Origin of the sequence: Acetobacterium sp. MES1 (assembly GCF_002237635.1) — a bacterium.
Lineage (GTDB): Bacteria > Bacillota > Clostridia > Eubacteriales > Eubacteriaceae > Acetobacterium > Acetobacterium wieringae.
This window is the reverse complement of the sequence record NZ_MJUY01000014.1, coordinates 22,159-45,097: the sequence shown is the minus strand read 5'-3', so window position 1 is coordinate 45,097 and position 22,939 is coordinate 22,159. Positions and strand designations below refer to the sequence as shown.

The 22,939-nt window shown below is 48.7% G+C and carries 20 protein-coding genes and 1 other annotated feature; of the genes, 6 read left to right on the top strand and 14 right to left on the bottom strand.

The features are described 5' to 3' along the window. Positions 1-45 precede the first annotated feature (45 nt). From BI182_RS06245 to lctB, 7 genes are all read right to left on the bottom strand, one after another. Entirely contained in the window at positions 46-306 is a 261-nt protein-coding gene (locus tag BI182_RS06245; RefSeq protein ID WP_070370467.1) for a Txe/YoeB family addiction module toxin, read from the bottom strand. Then, on the bottom strand, positions 299-562 hold the full coding sequence (locus tag BI182_RS06240) for a type II toxin-antitoxin system Phd/YefM family antitoxin (protein WP_070370466.1): 264 nt from the start codon (positions 560-562) through the stop codon (positions 299-301). Before BI182_RS06240 ends, BI182_RS06245 begins: the two co-directional genes overlap by 8 nt. 122 nt (positions 563-684) lie before the next feature. Further along, the gene (gene larA / locus BI182_RS06235) at positions 685-1,956 is read right to left on the bottom strand and encodes a nickel-dependent lactate racemase (RefSeq protein ID WP_286806294.1); all 1,272 of its coding nucleotides are present in this window, start codon (positions 1,954-1,956) and stop codon (positions 685-687) included. A 234-nt stretch (positions 1,957-2,190) separates the two neighbouring features. Continuing rightward, a complete protein-coding gene (locus BI182_RS06230) occupies positions 2,191-3,732 on the bottom strand; it encodes an L-lactate permease (protein ID WP_070370464.1) in 1,542 nt (513 codons plus the stop codon). Between the two features lie 8 nt (positions 3,733-3,740). Then, on the bottom strand, positions 3,741-5,141 hold the full coding sequence (gene lctD / locus BI182_RS06225; RefSeq protein WP_286806292.1) for a lactate dehydrogenase subunit LctD: 1,401 nt from the start codon (positions 5,139-5,141) through the stop codon (positions 3,741-3,743). A gap of 1 nt (position 5,142) precedes the next feature. Then, entirely contained in the window at positions 5,143-6,399 is a 1,257-nt protein-coding gene (lctC, locus tag BI182_RS06220; RefSeq protein WP_148638463.1) for a lactate dehydrogenase subunit LctC, read from the bottom strand. Positions 6,400-6,418: 19 nt separating this feature from the next. Continuing rightward, positions 6,419-7,222 carry a lactate dehydrogenase subunit LctB gene (lctB, locus tag BI182_RS06215; protein ID WP_286806290.1) on the bottom strand — a complete coding sequence of 268 codons (804 nt, stop codon included), beginning with the start codon at positions 7,220-7,222 and terminating at the stop codon, positions 6,419-6,421. Positions 7,223-7,678: 456 nt separating this feature from the next. On the opposite strand from lctB, the gene BI182_RS06210 reads away from it, so the two are divergent. Then, a complete protein-coding gene (locus BI182_RS06210; RefSeq protein WP_070370460.1) occupies positions 7,679-8,389 on the top strand; it encodes a FadR/GntR family transcriptional regulator in 711 nt (236 codons plus the stop codon). Positions 8,390-8,456: 67 nt separating this feature from the next. Here the strand turns inward: BI182_RS06210 and BI182_RS06205 are convergent, their stop codons facing one another. From BI182_RS06205 to BI182_RS06185, 5 genes are all read right to left on the bottom strand, one after another. Then, positions 8,457-9,941: a phosphohexomutase domain-containing protein gene (locus BI182_RS06205; RefSeq protein ID WP_148638462.1), complete on the bottom strand. Its 1,485-nt coding sequence runs from the start codon at positions 9,939-9,941 to the stop codon at positions 8,457-8,459. A gap of 67 nt (positions 9,942-10,008) precedes the next feature. Further along, on the bottom strand, positions 10,009-10,992 hold the full coding sequence (argF, locus tag BI182_RS06200) for an ornithine carbamoyltransferase (RefSeq protein WP_286806286.1): 984 nt from the start codon (positions 10,990-10,992) through the stop codon (positions 10,009-10,011). Between the two features lie 57 nt (positions 10,993-11,049). Then, positions 11,050-12,282 (bottom strand): arginine deiminase, encoded by a 1,233-nt coding sequence (locus BI182_RS06195; RefSeq protein ID WP_286806284.1) that lies wholly within the window; start codon positions 12,280-12,282, stop codon positions 11,050-11,052. A 139-nt stretch (positions 12,283-12,421) separates the two neighbouring features. After that, a complete protein-coding gene (locus BI182_RS06190) occupies positions 12,422-12,694 on the bottom strand; it encodes a Veg family protein (RefSeq protein WP_026395084.1) in 273 nt (90 codons plus the stop codon). 170 nt (positions 12,695-12,864) lie between these two features. Further along, positions 12,865-13,599 (bottom strand): HAD family hydrolase, encoded by a 735-nt coding sequence (locus BI182_RS06185; RefSeq protein WP_070370456.1) that lies wholly within the window; start codon positions 13,597-13,599, stop codon positions 12,865-12,867. A 121-nt stretch (positions 13,600-13,720) separates the two neighbouring features. Between BI182_RS06185 and BI182_RS06180 the strand changes: the two genes are divergently transcribed. Both BI182_RS06180 and pheA read left to right on the top strand, forming a co-directional pair. After that, complete coding sequence (locus BI182_RS06180; protein ID WP_286806280.1) at positions 13,721-14,356, top strand: lactate utilization protein; 636 nt, start codon at positions 13,721-13,723, stop codon at positions 14,354-14,356. Position 14,357: 1 nt separating this feature from the next. Continuing rightward, on the top strand, positions 14,358-15,254 hold the full coding sequence (pheA, locus tag BI182_RS06175) for a prephenate dehydratase (protein WP_250933645.1): 897 nt from the start codon (positions 14,358-14,360) through the stop codon (positions 15,252-15,254). Positions 15,255-15,320: 66 nt separating this feature from the next. On the opposite strand, the gene ileS is transcribed toward pheA, so the two are convergent. Then, positions 15,321-18,419: an isoleucine--tRNA ligase gene (gene ileS, locus BI182_RS06170; RefSeq protein WP_286806278.1), complete on the bottom strand. Its 3,099-nt coding sequence runs from the start codon at positions 18,417-18,419 to the stop codon at positions 15,321-15,323. A gap of 148 nt (positions 18,420-18,567) precedes the next feature. Continuing rightward, positions 18,568-18,794: a binding site (T-box leader), on the bottom strand. Positions 18,795-19,030: 236 nt separating this feature from the next. Between ileS and BI182_RS06165 the strand changes: the two genes are divergently transcribed. Beyond that, the gene (locus BI182_RS06165; RefSeq protein WP_228881240.1) at positions 19,031-19,621 is read left to right on the top strand and encodes a hypothetical protein; all 591 of its coding nucleotides are present in this window, start codon (positions 19,031-19,033) and stop codon (positions 19,619-19,621) included. 221 nt (positions 19,622-19,842) lie between these two features. Then, positions 19,843-20,337, top strand: coding sequence for an ECF transporter S component (locus BI182_RS06160; protein WP_070370449.1), 495 nt, complete (start codon positions 19,843-19,845; stop codon positions 20,335-20,337). A gap of 56 nt (positions 20,338-20,393) precedes the next feature. Here BI182_RS06160 and BI182_RS06155 read toward each other — a convergent pair whose 3' ends face one another. Beyond that, a complete protein-coding gene (locus BI182_RS06155) occupies positions 20,394-20,867 on the bottom strand; it encodes a gamma carbonic anhydrase family protein (RefSeq protein WP_084633523.1) in 474 nt (157 codons plus the stop codon). A gap of 137 nt (positions 20,868-21,004) precedes the next feature. On the opposite strand from BI182_RS06155, the gene BI182_RS06150 reads away from it, so the two are divergent. Further along, positions 21,005-22,903, top strand: a complete 1,899-nt coding sequence (locus BI182_RS06150; RefSeq protein WP_286806275.1) for an ABC-F family ATP-binding cassette domain-containing protein — start codon at positions 21,005-21,007, stop codon at positions 22,901-22,903. Positions 22,904-22,939: the final 36 nt, after the last annotated feature.

The window sequence follows — 22,939 nt, the reverse complement described above, 5'->3', positions numbered from 1 at the left end:
AAAAATAGCGAGGTCTAAGCTTAACCGCTTAAACCTCGCTTTTTTTTAATCCTGATAATGTCCTTTGAGCGAAAGAATATAAATATTTCCATCTTCATCCAGGGCATAGACCAGACGGTGTTCCAAATCGATGCGCCGGCTCCATGCTTTACGATACTTCAGGGGCTCAGGCTTACCAATTCCGGTATAGCCATTTCGTTGAATATCTTTTAGCAATTCATTTATTCTCCGCAACATCTTTTTATCGGTCAATTGCCAATAGAGATAGTCTTCCCAGCCCTTATCCGAAAAGGTCAGATTACTCATCAGCCAGCGCCTCTAACTCGGCCATTGATTTGACAACCACTTTGCCCTGTCTGACTTGTTCGATGCTGCGGTCAATCATATCAAGATATTCGGCATTACGGGCCGTTCTCATGATTTCGTTGTATTTATCCAGGCTCATAATGACCACATTCTTTTCATCCTTACGGGTTACAATGACAGTCTCATTTTCGTCGGTGGCTTTATCACAATAATCTTTTAACTTACTGCGAATGGTTGAATAATTTACGGCTAACATTTTTTCCACCTCATATTCTTATTTGTACTATATCTTGTACAAATAATTGTACCATGCTACTCATCATCTGTAAAGCCTACTGCTTCAAATTTAAGAAATGGGCTTTTTCCCTTTCGGTTTTTTTACTCCACAATCACCGCCACCCCATCGGGGATCACCGTGACGGTGGCGGCTTCATTGTTCAGATACGCTCTTGCCATTGCCAGCGCCGCATTGACATCCTTGGCCGGGGTCATCTGGAATTCTTTAATCATCTCATCCGGGGCAGCCGAGATATAAATGACCTTGGCTTTTAAAAGAATCCGAGCCAGGATCTGGGCTTCCCACTGATCGGGGATGGTTTCGTTGCGGGGGGTGCTGACAAAACCGGCCAGCATTTTTTCCAGATTTTTCTCATCCCGGAAGGTGTTAAAAAAGGCGGCGCCACCGTGGCCATCGCCTGACTTGGCCAGCATGATAATCACCCCGCCGGGCTTGACGGCGGCTTCAGCAGCGGTCATTCCTTTCACGGCCTGATAGATGTTCTGATCCAGCGGGTAGCCGCCGTTGCTGGTAATGACGATATCGCTGGGGGTTGCCTTGACCTTGCAGAGTTTTTCCAGAAAGGTCCGGCCCTTGATGTGGGCGGCATCGCAATCTCCGGCGACGGCATAGATCACCTCTTTTTCGGAATTGATCACGACATTGACCACAAAGGCCAGCTTGGCGGTGCGGGCAGCGTAGAGCATATCGATATGGAGGGGGTTGCCCTCAATCACCCCGGTCCGGGCCTTGGGATGGGCAATGAATTCACCGCAATGATTGGCCAGCACACTGACCCGGCTGGCAATGCCCGGCAGCACGCTCTTCCGGCCGCCGGAAAAACCGGCAAAGAAATGGGGCTCAATAAAGCCTTCCGAAACCAGCAGATCAGCCTCCGCTGCTAACTTGTTGATGATCAGCGCCCCGCCGGAGGGCAAGGTGCCAATTTCCACCAGGCTGCTGTCATCGCCGGAATCATGGACGACAATCCGCTCCTGATCGACGATGGTTTCGCCAAATTTGGCGACCAGTTCCTCCCGGGTAGTCAGGCGGTGAAAACCGGTGGCAATCAAGATGGTGATCTCCGCATCCGGATTGCCCCGACGGATTTCTTTTAGCATCTGCGGCATAATAATTTTACTGGGCACCGGCCGGGTATGGTCACTGGCAATAATTACGATCTTTTGTTTGCCCACGGCCAGCTGACAAAGCTTATCTGAGCCCTCGGGGTTGGCAATGGCTGCTGCCACCAGCTCGCTCTCAGTTTGCTCGGGATGATAGTCTTCAATCTGAGAGAGCAACACGCCATTTAGGCACGCCTCATCAAGCACCAACGCTTGTTTTTCTTTTCCATAAGGTATTTTGATTTCCATAAACGTTCCTTTCTGATTAGACGAAAGACATTAACAGAATTCTAATTTCTGCTAATGTCTTAACTTTCCAAGATGACTTCTCTTTATTTAATTTTTCTTTTATTTGATATCAGTTGAGTTTAAGTACTTCATCGATTCATATGGCATTTGAGCAGTGACGGGCGATCACGGATCGCCCCTACATTGCACTATTTCATTCAACTGATACGTTACTTTTTTCATTTGACATACGAATTATCCAAAGGTGCTCAACAGCCCGACAATCAGCGGCGCTCCGAAATAGACCACCAGTCCGATGATGATGACATAGACGGCGCAAACCTTCATCGTGGCCTGGAGAATCTTGCCCTCGCTGCCAATAATCCCGGTGGCGGCGGTGGCCACGGCAATACTCTGGGGTGAGATCATCTTGCCGGCGGTGGCACCAGCGGTGTTGGCGGCGGCCAGCCAGTAGGGACTCATGCCGATGGCGTTGGCGGCCTCGACCTGAAGCCCGCCAAAGAGGACGTTGGCGGATGTGTCACTGCCGGTAACAAAGGTCCCCAGGGCCCCGATCAGCGGCGCAATCAGGGGGTAGAAATCGCCGGTGACCAGCACCAGAATCTGGGCAATGACGCCAATCATGCCGCTGTAACCCATCACCTTGGCCAGCGCCACAATCGACATGATCGTAATCGCCGATTTAAACATCTGCTTGACGGTTTTGCCAAGGATCGTAGAAATCGTCCCGAACTTGACGCCTTGAATCAGGCCGCCCAGATAGGTGGCGATGATAATCAGGGTTCCCGGGGTGGCCAGCCAATAGAAGGTCATCGGCTTGCCGTGGGGGCCGGTGTAAATCTGCACCGTGGTGCTGACTTGTTTGAGCAGCCCGTTGATGGCCGGGAACAGCGACGAACAGAGAATAATAATGGCAAAGACCAGAATAAAGGGAAGCCAGGCCATAACGGCGGTCTTGAGCGGAATCTTTTCGATATTTTTAGCAGCGGTATCCTTATAAAAGACCTTGGCCATGGTAATCACCACCGCCATACAGATGACCGAGCCGACAATCGCTGGCAGTTCGGCGCCTAAATACTTGGCGACAAAAATCTGCGGTAAGCCGAAGGATAAACCGGCCATTAGGGTAATCAGGAAGACCCCTTTGATGGCTTTGACACTTTTGCCGGTAATGCTGACCAGGATGAAAGGAATAATCACGATCATCACAAACAACTGGATGGCAATGGTAAAGGACAAATCGTTTACATTGAGGCCCGTCACCGAGGCCAGAGTGCTGACCGGCAAGCCAATGGCCCCGAACGCCGTCGGAGTGGTGTTGGCAATCAGACAGATTATGGCAGCAAAGACTGGGTTAAAGCCCAGTGCAGCCAGAATGCTGGCGGGAATCGCCACGGCGGTACCAAAACCGGCAATGGCTTCCAGAAAACCACCAAAACCCCAGGCCAGAATTAAAACCAGAATCCGCTGATCGGTGGAGACCGAGCTCATCATTTTTTTAATGGTTTCCATGCCGCCGGTGTGGGTGACCAGGTTATAGGTAAAAACGGCCGCAATAATGACCAGAAAGATCGGCCAGATCGCCATCGCCGCCCCTTCCAGGGCAGCCGTCAGGCTATCGAGTACCGGCATCTGCCAGACCAGAATACTGAGTCCAATGGTCATCGCCAGGGCAATTGGACAGGCCTTCTGGCCGGGGATCTTTAAGACCCCCAGCGAGACAATCAGCCAGATCACCGGGATCAGGGCGATAAAGAAGAGTAACAGGTTATCCATATGCCCTCCTACATCTGACAGACTTTTTTAGGATTTAAAAGGTTTTTCGGATCAAAGGTTTGTTTAATGCCAGCCATGAGGGCCAGATGTTCTGTGCCAAAATCGTTGAGCAGATATTGTCGTTTGGCATAGCCGATGCCGTGTTCGCCGGAAACCAGTCCGTTAAAAGTCAGGGCCTTGGCATACATCCGGTCCATCGCTTCGTTAAGCTTGGCTTCCCATGCCTGTTGGTCAAGCTGGTCCCGACAGACATAGATATGCAGGTTGCCGTCACCGGCATGGCCAAAGCTGGGAATCCGAACATCCATTTCGGCAGCCAGTTCATGGGTAAACTCAATAAACTCGGCAATCCGATTTCGCGGTACCACCACGTCGCACTCATCCATTTCGGTGGTCGAGGCTTTAATCGCTTCCAAAAAGGCGCCCCGGGCTGACCAGACCGATTCTTTCCGCTCGGCGGTATCAACAATATAGACATCTTTGGCGCCTTCTGCCAGACAAAGGTTTGCCACCACTTCGTATTCGGCTTCCACCTGTTCCCTGGAGTTGCCATCAAAGGTCAAGAGGATGTAGGCATTGCTGGAAGAATCGGGGAATTTTTTACCGAGGAAATCTTCAGCAAAGAGAATCGTCTGGCGTTCCATAAATTCGATGGCCGTCGGGATCGCCTTGGATTTGATGATCTTGGGCACAATTCCGGCAGCATCGCTGATATTATCAAAGGGAATCAAGAGGCTTAAGGTCATCTTGGGCAGCGGCAGCAGTTTTAAGATCGCTTTGGTGATCACACAAAGGGTGCCTTCGGAACCGATCACCAGATCCTTTAAGCTGTAACCGGAGCTGTTCTTAACAATTTTACCCCCCAGCTCGATGATTTCGCCATTGGATAACACCACGGTCAGGCCCCGGACATAGTCCCGGGTAACACCGTATTTGACAGCCCGCATCCCACCGGCGTTGGTGCTGATATTACCGGCAATGGTCGCCGATTTTTCACCGGGATCGGGGGGGTAAAAAAGATCGTGCTCTTCCACAAATTTCGACAGTTCCATTAAGAGGACGCCGGGTTCCACGGTAACGGTCAGGTTTTCTGAGTCCAGCTCAAGAATGTTATTCATCAGCGTGGTTTCTAACATGATCCCGCCAAACAGTGGCACACAGGCCCCCACCAGGCCGGTACCGGACCCCCGGACGACGACTGGGATATTATGATCATAGGAATATTTCATGATTTTAGACACTTCTTCGGTGGTGGTGACTTTGATCAGCACTTCCGGATAGGAATGAATGCTACCCAGCTCATCATGACTAAAATCTTCACCAATCTGATCGCCAACAAAAATCCGTTCGGCGGGAATCAGGGCCTTTAAAAAATCGATATCGTTTGTTTCCACTTTTTTGTAATTCATCTTAGCCAACCATCCTTTCTGGTGTTTCCATGGCTTCCGGCATTGCCACGGTTTTCCCGGCGGCAGCACTTTCCGGATCGGCAATCATTTTTAACAGTTCCGGAATGACCTCATAGAGATCGCCGACCATGCCGCAATGGGCAATGTTAAAGATCGGTGCTTTAGGATCATTGTTCACGGCAATGATATATTCTGAATTCTGCATCCCGGCAGCAAACTGAACGGCCCCGGAAATCCCCAGTGCGATGATCAGTTTCGGTTTCACGGTTCGGCCGCTGAGGCCAATCTGCAGGCGGGCATCAAACCAGCCAGCTTCGATACCAGGCCGGGTACAGGCCACGGTGGCGCCGATTTTTTCAGCAAACTCATGGATCATCTCCAGATCCTTTTCGCATTTCACGCCCCGGCCAACGGCCACAATGGTTTCAGCTTCCGACAGGTCAATCCCTTTTTCTTTTTTAATGACTTCCAGCACCGAAATGGCGGATACCAGCTTGTCTTTGCCAATTTCCATCACTTCCACGCTGCCCCAGGGATCAGCGACCCGTTCCGGAGCCGAGAAGACTTTATAACGGACGGTACAAAACTGAGGACGGGTGTTTTCAGTAACAATCTGGGCCATGATATTGCCGCCAAAGGCTGGCCGGATCTGAACCAGATCGGTATTGTCTTTCATTTCCAGAATGGTGCAGTCGGCGGTCAGGCCAGTGCGGTAACGGGCAGCCACCCGGGGGGCCAGCGACCGGCCGACGTTGGTAGCACCCACTAAAATCGAAGACGGTTTAACCTTTTCGATAAAGTCTTCCAGGACGTTGGCATAGGGTTCAATGACAAAATGCTTGAGTTCCGGCTGATCATAGACAAAGACCTTATCGACCCCGTAGCTAAGCAACTCACTGGCTTCGGCCGTGATGTTGGTGCCCATAAACAGGGCGTAAACCGGATGACCGATGACGGCGGCCAGTTCCCGGGCCTTGCCAATCAGTTCAAAGGTAACCGGATGAATCACTCCTTCAATGTGATCGACATAGACGGTAATACCCTTGTAGAGGCTTTTGTCGATACTGATTTTTTCGTCTTCTTCGAGTTCCAGCACCCCGGCGGGGCCGTTTTTTAAACACATCTTGCACATTTTACAGGCGGCGGTGACTTCCAGACGAGCGTTTACATATGAAAAGGCATCAAAGGGGCAAATCTCTGCCAGTGCCTCAAAGGTTTTCTGATCGACGTTTTCGGTAATTATTTTAATTCCTGCCATGATTCTATTCCTTTCCTGCCTAATTCTCTTTACTCAGATATTTTTTTTCAGTCAAAATGCCATGAAGTGCCTGGGCCAGCACGGTTCCATCGCCCTCAAAGCTTACTTTTTCAACATTACTTTCCGGTGGGAAGATCCGCTCCACCTGGGTCGGCGACCCGCTGAGACCATATTTTTTGGCATCGGTGTCGTACATATCCTTCAGGGTCAAAACGGTAATTTCGGGATTTTCGGAAATTTCCAGTTTTCGTTTATAAGATGGCAACCGGGGGGTGTAAATGTCCTTGTCAACCGTGATCAGACAGGGGTATGGGACCCGTTGGATTTCTAAGGATTCTTCCATATTCATTTGCAGAGTCAGGCCCGCTTCATCGGCCACCAGAATTTTAATGACGTTGGTGACGTGGGGAATCCCCAAAAATTCGGCCATTTCCGGACCGACCTGGGCAGTGTCGCCATCAGTGGTCTGCTTGCCGCAGATGATCAGATCAAAGTCGCCCAGTTTTTTGGCACCCTGAGCCAGGGTATAGCTGGTGGCAACGACATCGGCACCGCCAAATTTTCGGTCTGATAATAAACAGCCAGAGTCGGCGCCCATATAGAAGGATTCGAGTAGCACCTCTTTACTTTGCATCGGCCCCATCGACAAGGTCGTAATGGTGCCGCCCAACTCTTCTTTTAAACGGAATGCCGTTTCCAGACCATATAAATCATAGGGATTGAGCTTCGATTCAACCCCATCCCGAATCAGAACCCCTGTTTCCGGATCCACTTCGACGTTGGACGTGCCGGGAACCTGCTTGATACATACCAGTATTTTCATACTCACCCTCCATAAAATAAAATTGATTATTGCGAGCTGCCGTGAGCTTTGCGCCCCGTTTGACAAACGCCTGATTCTACTAATCGTTGTTTAAGTGAAGACCGCTGCGAAATTTTTTTTGCTGTCCGTTTCGGCACAGACAGCAAGGACTTCACTCCTGGTGGACAAATTTCGCCGTCAACTGAATTTTCCGTTGACGAAAACTGTTTAACCCTCTTAAACCCATTCATAAACCACTTGACAAAATTCTGATAAAATTCTACTATTGGTCTGGTGGTCAGACCACTAACCTGTTGCCATTATATGTCTTTCGTAAATCTTTGTCAAGTAATAAAATAACGTTTTCAGAAATTATTTATTTGCCGACAATTGATATTTTGAATTTTAAAAGCGGCTGTGGTAAAATGATGTATTATGATGTTTATAAAAAATTGAATGAAATGAAGTGACTTTGCGATGTTTAAAGAAATAGCCCATACGAAAATCTATTTGCAGATCCTCGAGCAGATTAAAGAGAATATTATCCGGGGAAATTTAAAAAGCGGCGACCGCCTGCCCTCGGAACGGCAATGGGCGGAACAGCTGGGGGTTTCCCGGGCGACGATCCGGGAGGCCATCCGGGCCCTGGAGATGATCGGTCTGGTGGTCTGTCAGCAGGGCGAAGGCAATTTTATTGCCGAGAATTTTGAAGATACCCTGACCCAGCCGCTGACGATTATGTTCTGGCTCAGCAACGGTCAGCTCAGCGAGGTACAGGAGCTGCGGCGGGCCCTGGAAACGGAGGCGGCCAAGCTGGCGGCGAAAAAAATGACACCGGAACGGTTTGCCAGTCTGGAAAAAATTTGTGATGCCATCGAAACCGAAACCGACGAAACGGTTCGGGCCGAACTGGACAAGCGCTTCCACTACGAAATCGCCCTGGCTTCGGAAAACCGGATGATCCGCAATGTTCTGCAGTCCTCGGCAACCCTGATTGAAGCCCTGATCAAGGATATCCGGATTGCCATTCTCGATGATCCCGACCGGGGACCGGTGATTGACACCCAGCACCGCCATATCTTAAACGCCCTGAAAGCAAAGGAGCCCTTAAACGCCGCCTTTGCCATGTCCCAGCATATGGATCTGATTGACGGCTTTGTGGCCGGGCTGGAAATTGATGAACACTGATTTAATGGTTTAAACGAAAAAAAAGCCGGATGGGGTTTGCCATCCGGCTTTTTTATCGTTTTTTTGACTATACCAATGCTTCAAATTTATGCAGAAAGTCGCGCAGGACCGTTTCAATGACCGCGCAACCACCCACTGTATCAGATTCGATGTTCAGTGGCATAATCGGGTCATGGAGGGACATCCGCAGCAGGCACCAGCCGTTTCCGGCGGCCTCGTCACAGCTGACCCGGACCCCTTCATAGTTGGGATCGACCACCGTCCAGCCGGGTTGGCTGGCAGCGAAGGCGGCAAACTCCGTCAACACGTTTTCGCCATAGGCTTTAAATTCACCCGTCATAATTTTTAAGCGGATTTCCTTAGCTTCCACCGGTTCTTTTAAACCGGCCAGAAAAGAACTGATTGGTTGGCCGGCCTTAAACAGCTCGGCAAACTTGATCAGCGCCATGGTGACCAGATAGGCCCCGTCATCGAGAAAATAATTTTCTTTAATGGCCCCGTGGCCGCTGGTTTCCATGGCCAGGTGGGTTTCGATGCCCTCGTTATTTAAGCGGATGGCCTCATTAATGACGTTTTTATAGCCCCGTTTAAAGCGGTGATGGTGACCGCCATGGCTCTCAATAAAGGCCGTTAAACCGGTGGAGGTAATCGAATCGGTAACAATTGTCGAGCCGGGATAGTCAGATAAGAGCATGCTGGCAATAAAGGCGATAAAGCCATTACGGTTGATGGCGTTTCCTTTTTCATCAATAATCGCCGCCCGATCGACATCGGTATCAAAGATGATCCCCAGATCGGCCTGATTATCCAGCACCGCTTTGGTGATATGGGCAATAGCTACGGCATCCTCGGGGTTGGGCACATGGTTGGGGAAATGGCCATCAGGCTCCAGATACTGGCTACCGGTGGTGTCGGCGCCCAGCGGCTTAAGCACCTGACTGGCAAAAAATCCCCCGGCCCCGTTACCGGCGTCAACCACAATTTTGGCCCCTGCCAGGGGCTGCTCGCTGCCAGTTTTGGCGCGGATAATGTTTAAGATACTCTGGGAATAGCTGGGTAAAAAATCGTAGTCCCGGGCCTGTCCACCCGGAGTAAAGCTGGTTTCAATGGTCTCGGCCAGCGTCAGAATTGCTGAGATATCTTCTTTATTGAGGCCGCCCTCTTTGGTGAAAAACTTCAGTCCGTTGCGGTTAAAGGGCAGATGACTGGCAGTAACCATCACCGCCCCATCGGCCTCGATAACCGGATCGAGGGTGGTCATAAACATCGCCGGGGTGGTACTGATGCCGCATTGATAGACCTGGTGTCCCCGACTGACCAGCCCCAATGCCACCGCCTGGGCGATGTGAGGCCCGGACAGTCGGCTGTCACGGCCAACGGCAAAGGTCAGCAGGGTTTTCCCCAGCTTTTGCTCAAGCCAGGTGGCAAAAGCAAAGGCTATTTTCATGGCCATGTCCTGGGTAAAATTAACGGCCTCGCCGGGAATCCCCTCCAGGGCCACCCCCCTAACGTCAGAGCCATTTTGTAATTTTTTAATATCTTTAATTTCCATGTTGTTCTCCTGGTTATCAATCACCCGTATCAATCGGGCCTTTTAGCCAACGACGTAACCAGGCCTTTTAGCTAACCAAAGAGGCGCACATGACGGCTTTGATCGTATGCATCCGATTCTCGGCCTCATCAAAGACCTTGGAATGCTTGCTGCGGAAAACCTCATCGGTGACTTCCATTTCGTCCAGCCCGAATTTTTCTTTAACTTCCCGGGCCACCGATGTTTCCTGGTCATGGAAGGCCGGTAAACAATGCAGGAAGATCACTTCGTCATTGCCGGTGGCCTTAATCATTTCCATGTTCACCTGGTAGGGCGATAACAGTTTGATCCGCTCGGCCATCTGATCTTCTTCGCCCATGGAAACCCAGACATCGGTATAGATGGCGTCAGCGCCCTTGACGCCAGCATTGATGTCAGCGGTCAGCGTGATGGTTCCACCGGTTGTTTCACAAAGGGTCTTCATTTCAGCAACCAAGGCTTCTTCCGGGAATAATGATTCGGGCGCTACCGCCACAAAATGCATTCCCAGTTTGGCACAACCGATCATCAGGGCGTTGCCCATGTTGTTTCTGGCATCGCCGACATAGACCAGGCGTTTGCCTTTAACACTGCCGAAATTTTCCTGAATGGTCAGCATATCGGCCAATACCTGAGTCGGGTGATCCAGATCGGTTAAGCCGTTCCAGACTGGTACCCCGGAATGCTCAGCCAGCATTTCGACCGTCTCTTGTTCAAAGCCGCGGAATTCAATACCATCATAAAAACGACCCAACACAATGGCTGTATCCTCGATCGATTCTTTTTTCCCCATCTGACTGTTGGTTAAAAAGGTGACATTGGCCCCTTCGTCAAAGGCCGCCACTTCAAAGGCGCAACGGGTTCTTGTTGAGGTTTTCTCAAAAATCAGTACGATATTTTTACCTTTAAGCAGTTCGCCCACCACTCCTGATTTTTTCTTGGCTTTGAGTTTGGCGGCATAATCAATCAGATATTGGATCTCCGCCGGGCTAAAATCTTTTAATGTCAATAAATGACGTCCTTTTAAATTCATCACGTTTCCTCCGTTTATCGCTTGTTAAGCTTTTTTATAAATTCATTTTTTTCAAAATCAAAACCCGTCCCGATACAAGGGCATGGTCATGCAGCGGGGGCCGCCCCGGCCACGAACCAGCTCGGAGGCTTCGATGCCAATCACTTCGATGCCATTTTGAGTAAGTACCTCATTGGAGCGCTCATTCCGGGCATAGGCAACAATCACCCCCGGGGCAATCGCCAGGGTGTTGGTACTGTCGTTCCATTGTTCCCGGGCAGCTGCCACCGGGTTACCACCGCCACTTTCAATCAGGTTAATGGTTGGCAAGCCAAGCACTGCTTTCAGGGCTTCTTTAAGACTGTCATGCTTCTGATAATTGAGATAGTCCCCTTTTCCCGGCGTCATAATCACGGTTTCCACCTGCTCCAGAATCCCCGGGTAAACAATGAATTTATCGACGTCCACCATTGTAAAGACGGTATCCAGATGCATAAAGGCTCGGTTGCTGGGAATTTTTACGGCCAGCACCTTTGTGATCCCAATCTCGGCAGCAAAGAGGTTTTTGGCCAGTTCTTCCACCCCCTGAACCTCGGTCCGTTCACTGCAGCCCACCGCCACTACCGTCGGGCTTAAAATCAGGATGTCGCCGCCTTCCACCGAAAAGAAGTTGGTATCCTGGTAAAAGGTTTTATTGTCACAGTTTTTAAACAGCGGATGATGCTCATAAATCGCTGCCAGATAGCGACTTTCCCGTTTGCGGGTGCGGGTGGCCATGGCCGAAATCACCATTCCGTCATGAATGGTCACCGCCGGGTCGCGCATGAAATATAAATTCGGCAGCGGGTTTAAATAAAAGGCATAAGGTTCCGGGCCTTTTAAATAATCGGTCAAGACCAGATGCCGTTCCAGATGATCAAGCTGCTTTTGCAGCACTCCCGCAATCAACGCATCGCCCAGAGCATTGCTGTCGAGAGACATCAGGTATTCATTTAAAAACCCATCGATATAGTTGCCCGATGAGGGATTTTTATCAATCACTTCAGCTATGATGCTTTCCCGGACTGAGGTGTCTTTTAGTATATCTTTTAGCAGATCCTCAACATAGAAGACTTCGGACCCCCGTTTTCTTAAGATAGCCGCAAAGGCATCGTGTTCCTCCTGCATCCGCTTAAGCCAAGGGATATCTTCAAATAAAAGTTCTTTTAGCGAATCCGGGACAATCCGTTCCAGTTCTTTACCTGGCCGATGGAGCAACACCTTTTTGAGCTTGCCAATTTCCGATTCGATTTTCAGGTTCTTATCATTCATTTTTTTATCTCCAAAATTTTCAATACCCGGTTATTATACCATCGGTTTGCTAAAAAACCTACTAGAATTACGCAAGATTGTCGCAACAAAAAAAGAAGAACCGGAGTTCTTCCCTTTATGTGAATCGTTTATCTTGTCGTTATGAAACCAACAGTGCCCCATCCGCTTCATTCTCATCTAGTAATACAATTTTCACACTCTGAGTTAAGAGATCGGAATAACTAAACGATAATTTCTGTTCTTTCCGTTGATCTTCTTGAACCCGGACGGTAAAAATACTGGGATAAGTGCTTTCAATTACCCCTTCTTTTTGGTAGAGTTTTTTCTTGCTTTTATGTGCTTCAAGTTTGACTCGTCTGCCCAGATAATTTTCCACCTCGCGTCTAATGTCCATAATCGTAGCTTTTGGCATGAACTTCACCTCTCTGTGGTTTTCTCTATGTCAGTATACCACAGATTAAAGCAAAAGTAAAATTTTTTATTATAACAAGACCTGCTTTTATTGTCAATATGTAAATTTGATTTTCGTTTACATCTTGTTTAACGTTTACATGTTTTCATTGCTGAACTTTTTTCCGTGCTTTAGCGATGTTTTTTCTTCTGAGCATCCGGGTTGGGGTCCGGGTGTTCATTAAATACCGAGTACATTTCCCGACCGTAACGCAGGGCATCGACAATCCGCATCGGGTTATGGAGCCAAATGGCATCTTCCAGCTTGGTCAGAACTTCAAAAGATTCAAAGCCCCAGGTACATAAAACCGGCAGCATTTCGGCTCTGATCGCGGTTTCATAATCGACAGTGGAATCCCCGACGTAAAGACATTGCTGGGGTGTCAGCCCCATTTTGGCCACCAACTCCAGGGACACCGCCGGATTGGGTTTTCGCAGGGCATCTTTGGTAAAGCCCCGGACATCCACATAATCATACTGCCCTAGCAGGGCTTTAACCAATGTTTTGGCCTCAAGATCAGGCTTGTTGGTACAAACCGCCCAGGGGATATCATTGGCCTTAAGATAATCAAGCAGTTTGGTAATCCCCGGGTAGGGTTTGGTTTTTTTTAAATAGTTGGCGGAATACTCCGACCGTACCATCTCTGTCAACTTGTCAACAAAGGCTTCATCATCCCGATACTTTTCCGGCAAGGCATCCCGGGTCAGATTTCTAAGCCCTCTGCCAATAAACCGTTTTCCCACTTCATAGGAATGGGTGGGAAATTGATGATATTTCATAATCCCATTGACCGAATCGATCAGATCCTCCAGTGAATTGACCAGGGTACCGTCTAAATCAAAAACAATTCCTTTATACTTATGCATGACGTCCTCCTCTTCTGCGATTGCATGTTTTTTAATATTATACCCCATTTTGACAATAAATTTTGTTTTTTTAACAGCTTTGGATTATAATAAGATTATTCTTATCTCTGGAGGTAATATTTTGGGTTATAAGGAAGAGAATTATCAAAATCTCAGTAAATCTTTAATCAAAAAACTTGAAAAACGAAATTTTGAAGGCTACTATTGCCAAACTGCCAGTGAGGCCCTGGAACTGGCCCTGTCACTGATTCCAGAAGGTGCCAGCGTCACCCATGGCGGTTCCGAATCGATCAAGGAAATTGGCTTACTTGATGCGGTTAAAAATGGCAACTATCAATATATTGACCGCAGCCTGGCTAAAACCCACCAGGAAAAAAGAGAGGTGGTGGCCCAGGGCGTACTGGCCCACACCTTTCTGACCGGTACCAATGCCATCACTATGTCTGGTGAACTGGTTAATATCGACGGACTCAGCAACCGGGTGGCCCTGATGTGTTTTGGCCCGGAACAGGTGATTGTTATCGCTGGCATCAACAAGGTGGTGGCCAATGTCGACGCCGCCATTTATCGGGCCCAGAACGTGGCGGCACCAATCAACGCCATCCGATTAAACGCCAAAACCCCCTGTTATGAGACCGGCAACTGTGCCAATTGCCATAGTGATGACTGCATGTGTGTCAATATCGTGACTACCCGTCACAGCCGCATTCCCGGCCGGATCAAGGTGATTCTGGTGGGCCAGAACTTGGGCTACTGAGATGCAGCATCAAGCCAATCCCATTGTTTGTTTAAATGAGGCCTTTGCGGTCTATCCCCATACCTTAAAAAAAGAACCGCGGGTGGCTTATGCCGGTACCCGGGGTTCTTATGGTGAAGAAGCCAGCCTGTCTTTCTTTAAACATGACTGTGAACTGTTTGCCTACAAGACCTTTGAAGATGTGTTTGTCGCTCTCAGCCAGGGGTCCATTGATTACGGAGTGCTACCAATTGAAAACTCCTCCACCGGATCAATTGCAGCCGTTTATGATCTGCTGTCCCGCTACCAGTATTATATCGTCGGCGAGCAGGAAATTAAGGCCAGGCACTGTCTACTGGCCCCCAAGGGCGCCAGTCTGGAGCGCATTAGCGAGGTTTATTCCCACCCCCAGGGTTTTTCCCAATCCGAGGAATTCTTAAAGGATTATCCCGACTGGAAATGCATTCCTTATTTCAATACCGCCATTGCCGCCGAGTACGTGGCCAGCCAGAACGACCCGACAATGGCAGCCATTGCCAGCAAACGGGCCGGGGAAATCTATAATCTATCGATTTTGGCGGAGAATATCAACTTTTCCCAGACCAATGTCACCCGGTTTGTGATAATTTCACGGCAGATTGAACTGTTTGAAAACCCCACCCGGGTCAGCATCGCCTTTCATCTGCCCCATCGTCCCGGGGCGCTCTATGAAATCATCGGGATCTTTTCGGTGTTTTCACTCAACCTCTGTAAGATCGAATCCCGGCCACTGTTAAAAGAGAACTGGGAATACCTGTTTTTTGTCGATTTCACCGGAAATATCTCCCAAAACACTCTGGTCAACCTACTGCCGATTATTCAGGAAAAGGCCGAATATTTTCAGTTTCTGGGCTATTATCCCCAGTATGAAGAAAAATAGGATTATTTCATTGCAAAAAACAACAAACCCCGATCAAGCATCACACCTGTTTGATCGGGGTTTATTTTATTTCTTTGTCAGTTCAATCCCGGTATCATGGCCATTGAGATTAAACACTTCCCCAACACCGGCCTTAACCGTAATCGTATCAGCCAGGGTTTCGGTTTTAATAAAATCAGTATAGATCTCAATCGCCCGATCCATCGCTTCATCACTGCTGTAAGTGATATCGATGCGATCCATCACTTCGAAGCCGTTGGCTTTTCGCAACTGCTGAATCCGGGAGACAAACTCCCGGGCACAGCCTTCATCGAGTAGCTCCTGTGTGAGGCTGGTATCGAGGATGACAAACTTATTGTTAAACATCTGGACATTGAAGCCTTCTTTGGCGGAAATCCGGATGTCGATGAAATCTTTGCGCAGTTCGAGGCTTTCGCCATCCAGCTCAATCACAAAGCTGCCGTCAGTTTCCAGCTTGGCCACCACCTCACTGGCTTCCACTGAAGCCAGGGCCTTGCCCAGCAGCTTGACATTCTTACCGAGAATCGGGCCCGCGACCTTAAAGTCGGGTTTTAAGGCATAGTTCATGAAGTCACCAAGATTATCTTCAAAGACGACGTTTTTAATATTTAGTTCCTCTTCAATCAGGACGCAAAGATCGCCCAGGGTTTCCCGGTACTTGCCATCGACAATGATCTTGGATAGCGGTTGGCGAACCTTGATCTGGGCTTCTTCCCGGGCACCACGACCGAGGCTGACCAGTTCCCGTACCAGATCCATCGGTTCTTCGATGGCATCCTGAATCAGCGCTTCATTGACGGTCGGGTAATCCGCCAGATGGACGGATACGCCATCGGTCAGCTTCTGATACAGTTCTTCGGTGATGTATGGCGCAAAGGGCGCACACAGCCGAACCACCCCTTCAAGCACTTCCCAGGTGGTGTTGTAAACGGCTTTTTTATCCTCCGTCAGTTCGGTTCCCCAGAACCGGCGACGGTTGCGGCGGATATACCAGTTGGATAAATCTTCGTTAACAAAATTCTGGATTTTTTTGACCGCTTTGGTCAGGTCAAAGACGTCCATTTCTTCCCGGACTTCTTTAACCAGACGGTTGTATTTAGAAAGAATCCAGGCATCAATTTCGGGACGATTGGCATAGGGCACAAAGAATTCTCTTGGATCGATGCTATCGGTATTGGCATACAGGGCAAAGAAATGGTAGGTATTTTTTAAGGTATTAAAAAATTTACTTTGCACCTCTTTAATCCCCTTGACATCAAAACGAGTTGGCGTCCAGGCTGGCGAGACATAAAGCAGATACCAACGCAGCGCATCCGCCCCATATTCAGAAAACATTTCAAAGGGATCAACCGTATTGCCCCGGGATTTGGACATTTTCTGGCCGTCGGCATCGAGGATCAGGTCATTGACCAGCACTTTTTTATAGGGCGCTTTACCGGTGACAAAGGAAGAAATCGCCAGTAATGAATAGAACCAACCCCGGGTCTGGTCAATCCCTTCACAGATAAAATCAGCCGGGAATTGTTCTTCCCACAGTTCTTTGTTTTCAAAGGGATAGTGATGTTGGGCAAAAGGCATCGAGCCGGAATCAAACCAGCAGTCGATAACGTCTTTGACCCGGGTCATGGTTTTACCGCAATCCGGGCAGGTGAAATGAACATCATCCACATAAGGGCGGTGCAGCTCAATGCTTTCGTCAATCCCCTCAATGGCCCGTTCCACCAGTTCTTTTCGGGAACCGACGGTTTCCAGCTTACCGCACGCATCACAGCGCCACACCGGCAGCGGCGTTCCCCAGTAGCGACTTCTTGAGATCGCCCAGTCATTGAGGTTTTCCAGCCAGTTGCCAAAACGTTTTTCGCCGACAAAATCCGGGTACCACTCGACGCCATTATTATTTGCGATCAGGGTATCTTTGATCTTGGTCATTTCGATATACCAGCTCGGTTTGGCATAATATAAAAGCGGAGTTTTACAGCGCCAGCAATGGGGATAATTATGGAGCACCTTTTCTTTTTTGAACAGCTTGCCTTCGGCTTTTAACCATTTGATGATATCGAGATCGGCATCGATGACAAATTGTCCCTTCCAGGGGGTGTCGGTATATTTGCCGTCCTCGGCCACCGGCTGCAGCACCGGCAGATGGTAGGCCCGGCCAACCTTGTAGTCATCTTCCCCAAAAGCCGGGGCGATATGAACAATCCCGGTACCATCTTCGGTGGTGACATAGTCGGCACAGGTGACAAAAAAAGCTTTTTTATCGGGCGTCACAAAGGGCATCAGCTGATCATACTCAACGTACTCCAAGTCTTTTCCCTTCATTTCTTCAATGATTTCGTAGTCATCGCCCAGGAGTTTGGGCGCCAGCACCTTGGCGCAAATATACACGTCATCATTGCTGCGGGCTTTGATGTAATCGGCCTCGGGATGAACGGCCAGTGCCACATTGGCCGCCAGCGTCCAGGGGGTAGTGGTCCAGACTAAAAAGTATTCGTTGGCATCCTTGCGTTTAAAGGCCGCAACAACGGTGTTGCTTTTGATTTCCTGATAGCCCTGAGCGACCTCATGGGAGGCCAGACCAGTACCACAGCGGGGGCAATAGGGCATGATCTTATGCCCTTCATAGAGAAACCCTTCTTTATTGAATTTATCGAGAATCCACCAGACCGATTCAATATAATTGTTATCCAGGGTGATGTAAGGGTTTTCCATGTCAATGAAATAACCCATTTTGCGGCTCATTTCCTTCCATTGACCTTCGTAATTAAAGACCGACTCCTTACATTTTTCGTTGAACTTATCGATGCCATAGGCTTCAATTTCCGGTTTGCTGGACAGCCCCAGCTGTTTTTCCACTTCGATTTCCACCGGCAGACCATGGGTATCCCAGCCGCCTTTACGCAGCACCCGATAGCCATCCATGACCTTATATTTACAGACCGTATCTTTCAGTGTCCGGGCCAGCACGTGGTGGATTCCGGGACGGCCGTTAGCCGTTGGGGGACCCTCATAAAAAACAAAGTCCTGTTTCCCCGCCCGGTTATCAATACTCTGCTGCAACAGATTCATCGCTTCCCATTGTTTTGAGATTGCATCTTCTCTGTCGCCAATTTTTCCTTCTATTAATGTTTTAAACTGCGCCATATTTCTACCTCCATTAAGTCTCTCTTAGTTTACATAACTGCATTGCTTAATCTGTGTTTATTTTCTGCTCTTAAGTAATACGCTTTGGGATCACGCAATCCGTGGTCGCACAAGACTCGCCAAACACAAAAAACGCCCCCTGAAAAATCCAAGGGACGAAAAATCGCGGTACCACCCAAGTTGGCAGCAACTGCCCACTCCATGAAGTTAACGATTCCCCGGGATTTCCTAAGCTTAATTAACCAATGGCCAACTTAAGTCTTCAGAAATCCTGTTCAAAGGTGATCTCTCTGAGGTATCTTTCGACAATCTTTCACCGAAGTGATTATCTCTCTGTTAAAGCATTCCCCACAGCGTCCTTTTCCTGACATTTATTTTTTTAGTTAGTTGAATACAATAGTTAATAACGATTTAAAAGTAAAAAGGTCTGTTTTATATTCTATCCAATATCCTTAATAAAATCAAGTTTTTTGAAATGTTTATTCAAAAAATTAAGAATATGGGTTATAATAAGGGCGAACTATTCATTCGTTACACAGATCATTGGGAAACAAAACGATTTGACTACCGCCGTTTCCAATTGATCTGTCCATTTCCAAAAAGGAGTCATTATGAAAACACGTTATATTATTCTTTCGGTTGTCCTAATTGGGGTTCTGATTGCTGGCGCCGTCTTTATGATCCCAAAGCTGATGAATGACGAAAAAACGACCGATCAAAAAACAACCGCTGAAGAAACAACAACGACCAAACAACCTGACCAAATTAAAAATAATCTGCCGGATACCACCGCTACCACTGCGATTGTGGTGCCCCAGGACATGCAAACGGTCATTTCCGAAAATCAGGCCGATCTCTATGTTGATGAAGCCGGTCTACTGGCGGGCAATTATCCCATCCAGATGGTTCCGCTGTATGGCGTAACCAGCGTTTCCGAATCGAACCAGATCACCACCGCCGCAGGCAAACCAGGCTGGAAAGCGGCCTATGTTTCGGATTTTTCCACTGATGAAATCCTTAGTTTTTACCAGAGTCTGCTGGCTGTCGCCCCGGATTATAGCGAGGAAACCGTTTCTGAATCCACCAATCTGAAGGGAACTGTCAGCGGCTATACCATCAGCCTGACCATTTCCCCCAACAATCCGGATAAAACTGACCTTCCCGGCGTGAGTGCTGTTGGTATCTTTATTGAGCAGGTTTGATGGGTTCAGATTTTTAAAAAAATCAGGTCATTCAAACCCTTGTATTCTAAAAATAATATGGGATAATTCTATACTAAGCCAAGGGTTTTCTGCGGCTTAGTATTTTTTATCGGCAATTGCACAAACACCTGGCCGCTGTGGCCTGTTTTCACCCATCATGATTGCGCAATCTTGATCCATTTTGCAAATGCCTGGCATTTTTTAGAAAACGAGGAAAGAAAATGAACGAACAAACCAGAAAAATCACCTACACTGCCCTGATGATGGCCCTGACTTTCATCATGACCTCCCTGATCAAGATTCCCCTGCCGACCGGTTACATCCATCCCGGCGATGGGGCGGTACTGTTATCTGCCTATATCCTGGGGCCCTGGGGCGGTCTGATTGCTGCCGCCATCGGCTCGGCCAGCGCTGACTATTTTGGCGGTTACGGCGCCTATGTGCTGCCGACTTTTATTGCCAAAGGCTCAATGGCCTTTATTTTTGGCTATCTGATGAAGCGTTTCCCTGACAAAAATATCCTCCTTGGGATGTTCCCGGCAGTGATTGCCATGACGGCCGTTTACTACGTTTCTGAAGTGATTATGTACGGCAATATTGCCGGTCCGCTGGTCAACGTCCCGTTTAGCCTGTTGCAGGGCGTATTTGGGGTTGTCCTGGTCACCATTTTACACAAACCACTGGAACGCTTTCGCCTGACCCCGGTCAAGTTTTAACCATCTAAAAAAGACCCCTTGGGTCTTTTTTTATTTGCTCAGAGTTAGCAGACGCTTTACATATAACCCTTCATGGTATCCAGATATTCTTCGGCATTGTCCCGGATGCTCTGGATTTCTTCCGGCTTCAGTTCCCGAACCACCTTAGCTGGGCTGCCCATGATGAGTGAGTTGGGCGGAAAGACCTTGCCTTGAGTCACCAGTGAACCGGCACCGACAATGGAGTTATCGCCGATTTTGGCTCCGTTAAGAATAATCGCCCCCATCCCCACTAAGACATTATCCCCGATTTCGCAGCCGTGAATAATGGCATTGTGACCAATGCTCACGCCAGCACCGATGACTGTGGGATAACCTGGAGCCACGTGCACCACCGTACCATCCTGAATATTGGTGCGATCGCCAATGGTAATACTGTCCACATCCCCCCGGATGACTGCCTGAAACCACACCGAGATAAAATTACCCAGCTTTACTTTACCCACTACATCGGCACTTTTTGCAATAAAAACGGTTTTACCCAACATCATTCTGTTCACCCCACCTTAATCTACTTCGAATTATTATGACTACATGATACTATTTTCAGGACTTTTTGTAAAGTTTTTCCAAGATCCCCCAATTTATGATAAAATATCAGCAAAACAAAAACACAAAGGACGAGTCAATGAATATAGCCAGTATTGAGAACTTAAAAAAAACCTATGGGGTCAAAACCCTTTTTCATGATATTTCTTTTTCCATCGCCGACACTGACAAGATCGGGGTGATTGGGGTCAACGGCTCAGGTAAAACCTCGCTGCTTAAGATTATTGGAAGCCTCGACAGCCCCGACGCTGGTGCAGTTAAATTTTTTGGCACCAAGCGGGTCGAAATCCTGCCCCAGGATCCCGATCTTAACCCGGATACCACGGTGCTTTTCCAGGTCTTTTGCGCCAACTCGCCGGAAATGAACCTGGTCCGGGATTATGAGTCCACCCTGGCCGCCCTGGAAGATTCCCCGGAAGATGCCCCCCTGCAAAAGCGGCTGCTGTCGTTATCTCAGCGTATTGATGACGAAAACCTCTGGAATCTAAAATCCCAGGTCGAAACAATCCTCTCCCAGCTGGGTATTCACGACTACCATAAAAAAATCAAGCAGCTTTCCGGTGGCCAGCGCAAACGGGTAGCGATGGCCTCGGCCCTGCTGACACCTTGTGATTTGCTGATTCTCGATGAGCCGACCAATCACCTCGACAATGACACCATTGCCTGGCTGGAAAACTACCTGTTAAACCGCAAAGGGGCGTTGCTGATGGTAACTCATGACCGTTATTTTCTGGATCGGGTGGTGACCCGAACAATCGAATTGGATAAGGGCCAGCTCTATGAGTATACCGGCAATTATTCAGACTTTTTAGAACAGAAAGCGAACCGCCGGGAAGCTCAAAACGCCATTGAAGCCAAACGTCAAAACCTCTACCGCCGGGAACTGGCCTGGATCCGCCGGGGGGCCCGGGCCCGAACCACCAAACAGAAAGCCCGAATTCAACGGTTTGAAGAAATTAAAGACCAGGCCACCGATCTGTCCGAAAATCAAATGGAAATCTCGGTGGGCTTTTCACGGCTGGGTAAAAAAGTCATTGAAATCGAGCATTTATGCAAATCCTTTGGCCCCCAGAAAATTATCAGCGATTTTTCGATGATCCTCGGTCCCAGTGAACGGATTGGGATCATCGGTAAAAACGGATATGGCAAATCGACCCTGCTCAATCTTTTGGCCGGAAAACTTAAGCCGGATAGCGGCACCATCACCCTGGGGGATACCGTTAAACTCGGTTATTTTTCCCAGGAATCCGAGGATATGGATCTGAGCCTCCGGGCCATTGATTATATCCGGGAAAAAGCCGAAGTCATGGAAAATTCCCGGGGTGAAACGGTCACCGCCGCTCAAATGATGGAGCTTTTTCTGTTTGATAAAAACAGCCAATGGGTGTATATCTCCGAACTCTCCGGCGGCGAACGACGGCGGCTCTATCTGCTGGGCATCCTGATGATGGCTCCCAATGTATTGCTGTTTGATGAACCCACTAACGATCTGGACATTGACACCCTGACGATTCTGGAAGCCTACCTGGACGAGTTTCAGGGCTCGGTACTGACCGTTTCCCATGACCGTTATTTTCTGGATCGTACCTGTGAACAGATTTTATCTTTTGACGGTAAAGGCCAGATCACCAGCCAAACCGGGAATTATTCGGACTATATCAAAAAACATCCCCTGACTGGCCTGGGTACCAAAGACAATAGCCCGGAACAGCCGGAGAAAAAAACCGCCGCCCCGGCCAGTGAAAAACCGAAAACCCGCAAGCCCGGCCTGACCTACAAGGAAAAACGCGAGCAGGAAGCCCTGCTTCTGGATCTCGAAGCCAAGGATCAACGACTGGATTTTGTCACTCAGAAGTTGTCAGAAACCACCAGGGATTACACCGTCTTAGAGGAACTGGCCAACGAAAAGGCCGTACTGGAAGACGAATTGCTGGCCATCATGGATCGGCTGGAAACCCTGGAAACCCTGGAAAAATGACAAAAGCGCCTCATGGGCGCTTTTTGCTTGTCCTTT

Excerpts from the sequence above, each read along its gene's own strand:
- BI182_RS06245 (WP_070370467.1), bottom strand. The coding sequence starts at position 306 with ATGAGTAATCTGACCTTTTCGGATAAGGGCTGGGAAGACTATCTCTAT.
- BI182_RS06240 (WP_070370466.1), bottom strand. The coding sequence starts at position 562 with ATGTTAGCCGTAAATTATTCAACCATTCGCAGTAAGTTAAAAGATTAT.
- larA (WP_286806294.1), bottom strand. The coding sequence starts at position 1,956 with ATGGAAATCAAAATACCTTATGGAAAAGAAAAACAAGCGTTGGTGCTT.
- BI182_RS06230 (WP_070370464.1), bottom strand. The coding sequence starts at position 3,732 with ATGGATAACCTGTTACTCTTCTTTATCGCCCTGATCCCGGTGATCTGG.
- lctD (WP_286806292.1), bottom strand. The coding sequence starts at position 5,141 with ATGAATTACAAAAAAGTGGAAACAAACGATATCGATTTTTTAAAGGCC.
- lctC (WP_148638463.1), bottom strand. The coding sequence starts at position 6,399 with ATGGCAGGAATTAAAATAATTACCGAAAACGTCGATCAGAAAACCTTT.
- lctB (WP_286806290.1), bottom strand. The coding sequence starts at position 7,222 with ATGAAAATACTGGTATGTATCAAGCAGGTTCCCGGCACGTCCAACGTC.
- BI182_RS06210 (WP_070370460.1), top strand. The coding sequence starts at position 7,679 with ATGTTTAAAGAAATAGCCCATACGAAAATCTATTTGCAGATCCTCGAG.
- BI182_RS06205 (WP_148638462.1), bottom strand. The coding sequence starts at position 9,941 with ATGGAAATTAAAGATATTAAAAAATTACAAAATGGCTCTGACGTTAGG.
- argF (WP_286806286.1), bottom strand. The coding sequence starts at position 10,992 with ATGAATTTAAAAGGACGTCATTTATTGACATTAAAAGATTTTAGCCCG.
- BI182_RS06195 (WP_286806284.1), bottom strand. The coding sequence starts at position 12,282 with ATGAATGATAAGAACCTGAAAATCGAATCGGAAATTGGCAAGCTCAAA.
- BI182_RS06190 (WP_026395084.1), bottom strand. The coding sequence starts at position 12,694 with ATGCCAAAAGCTACGATTATGGACATTAGACGCGAGGTGGAAAATTAT.
- BI182_RS06185 (WP_070370456.1), bottom strand. The coding sequence starts at position 13,599 with ATGCATAAGTATAAAGGAATTGTTTTTGATTTAGACGGTACCCTGGTC.
- pheA (WP_250933645.1), top strand. The coding sequence starts at position 14,358 with ATGCAGCATCAAGCCAATCCCATTGTTTGTTTAAATGAGGCCTTTGCG.
- ileS (WP_286806278.1), bottom strand. The coding sequence starts at position 18,419 with ATGGCGCAGTTTAAAACATTAATAGAAGGAAAAATTGGCGACAGAGAA.
- BI182_RS06165 (WP_228881240.1), top strand. The coding sequence starts at position 19,031 with ATGAAAACACGTTATATTATTCTTTCGGTTGTCCTAATTGGGGTTCTG.
- BI182_RS06160 (WP_070370449.1), top strand. The coding sequence starts at position 19,843 with ATGAACGAACAAACCAGAAAAATCACCTACACTGCCCTGATGATGGCC.
- BI182_RS06155 (WP_084633523.1), bottom strand. The coding sequence starts at position 20,867 with ATGATGTTGGGTAAAACCGTTTTTATTGCAAAAAGTGCCGATGTAGTG.
- BI182_RS06150 (WP_286806275.1), top strand. The coding sequence starts at position 21,005 with ATGAATATAGCCAGTATTGAGAACTTAAAAAAAACCTATGGGGTCAAA.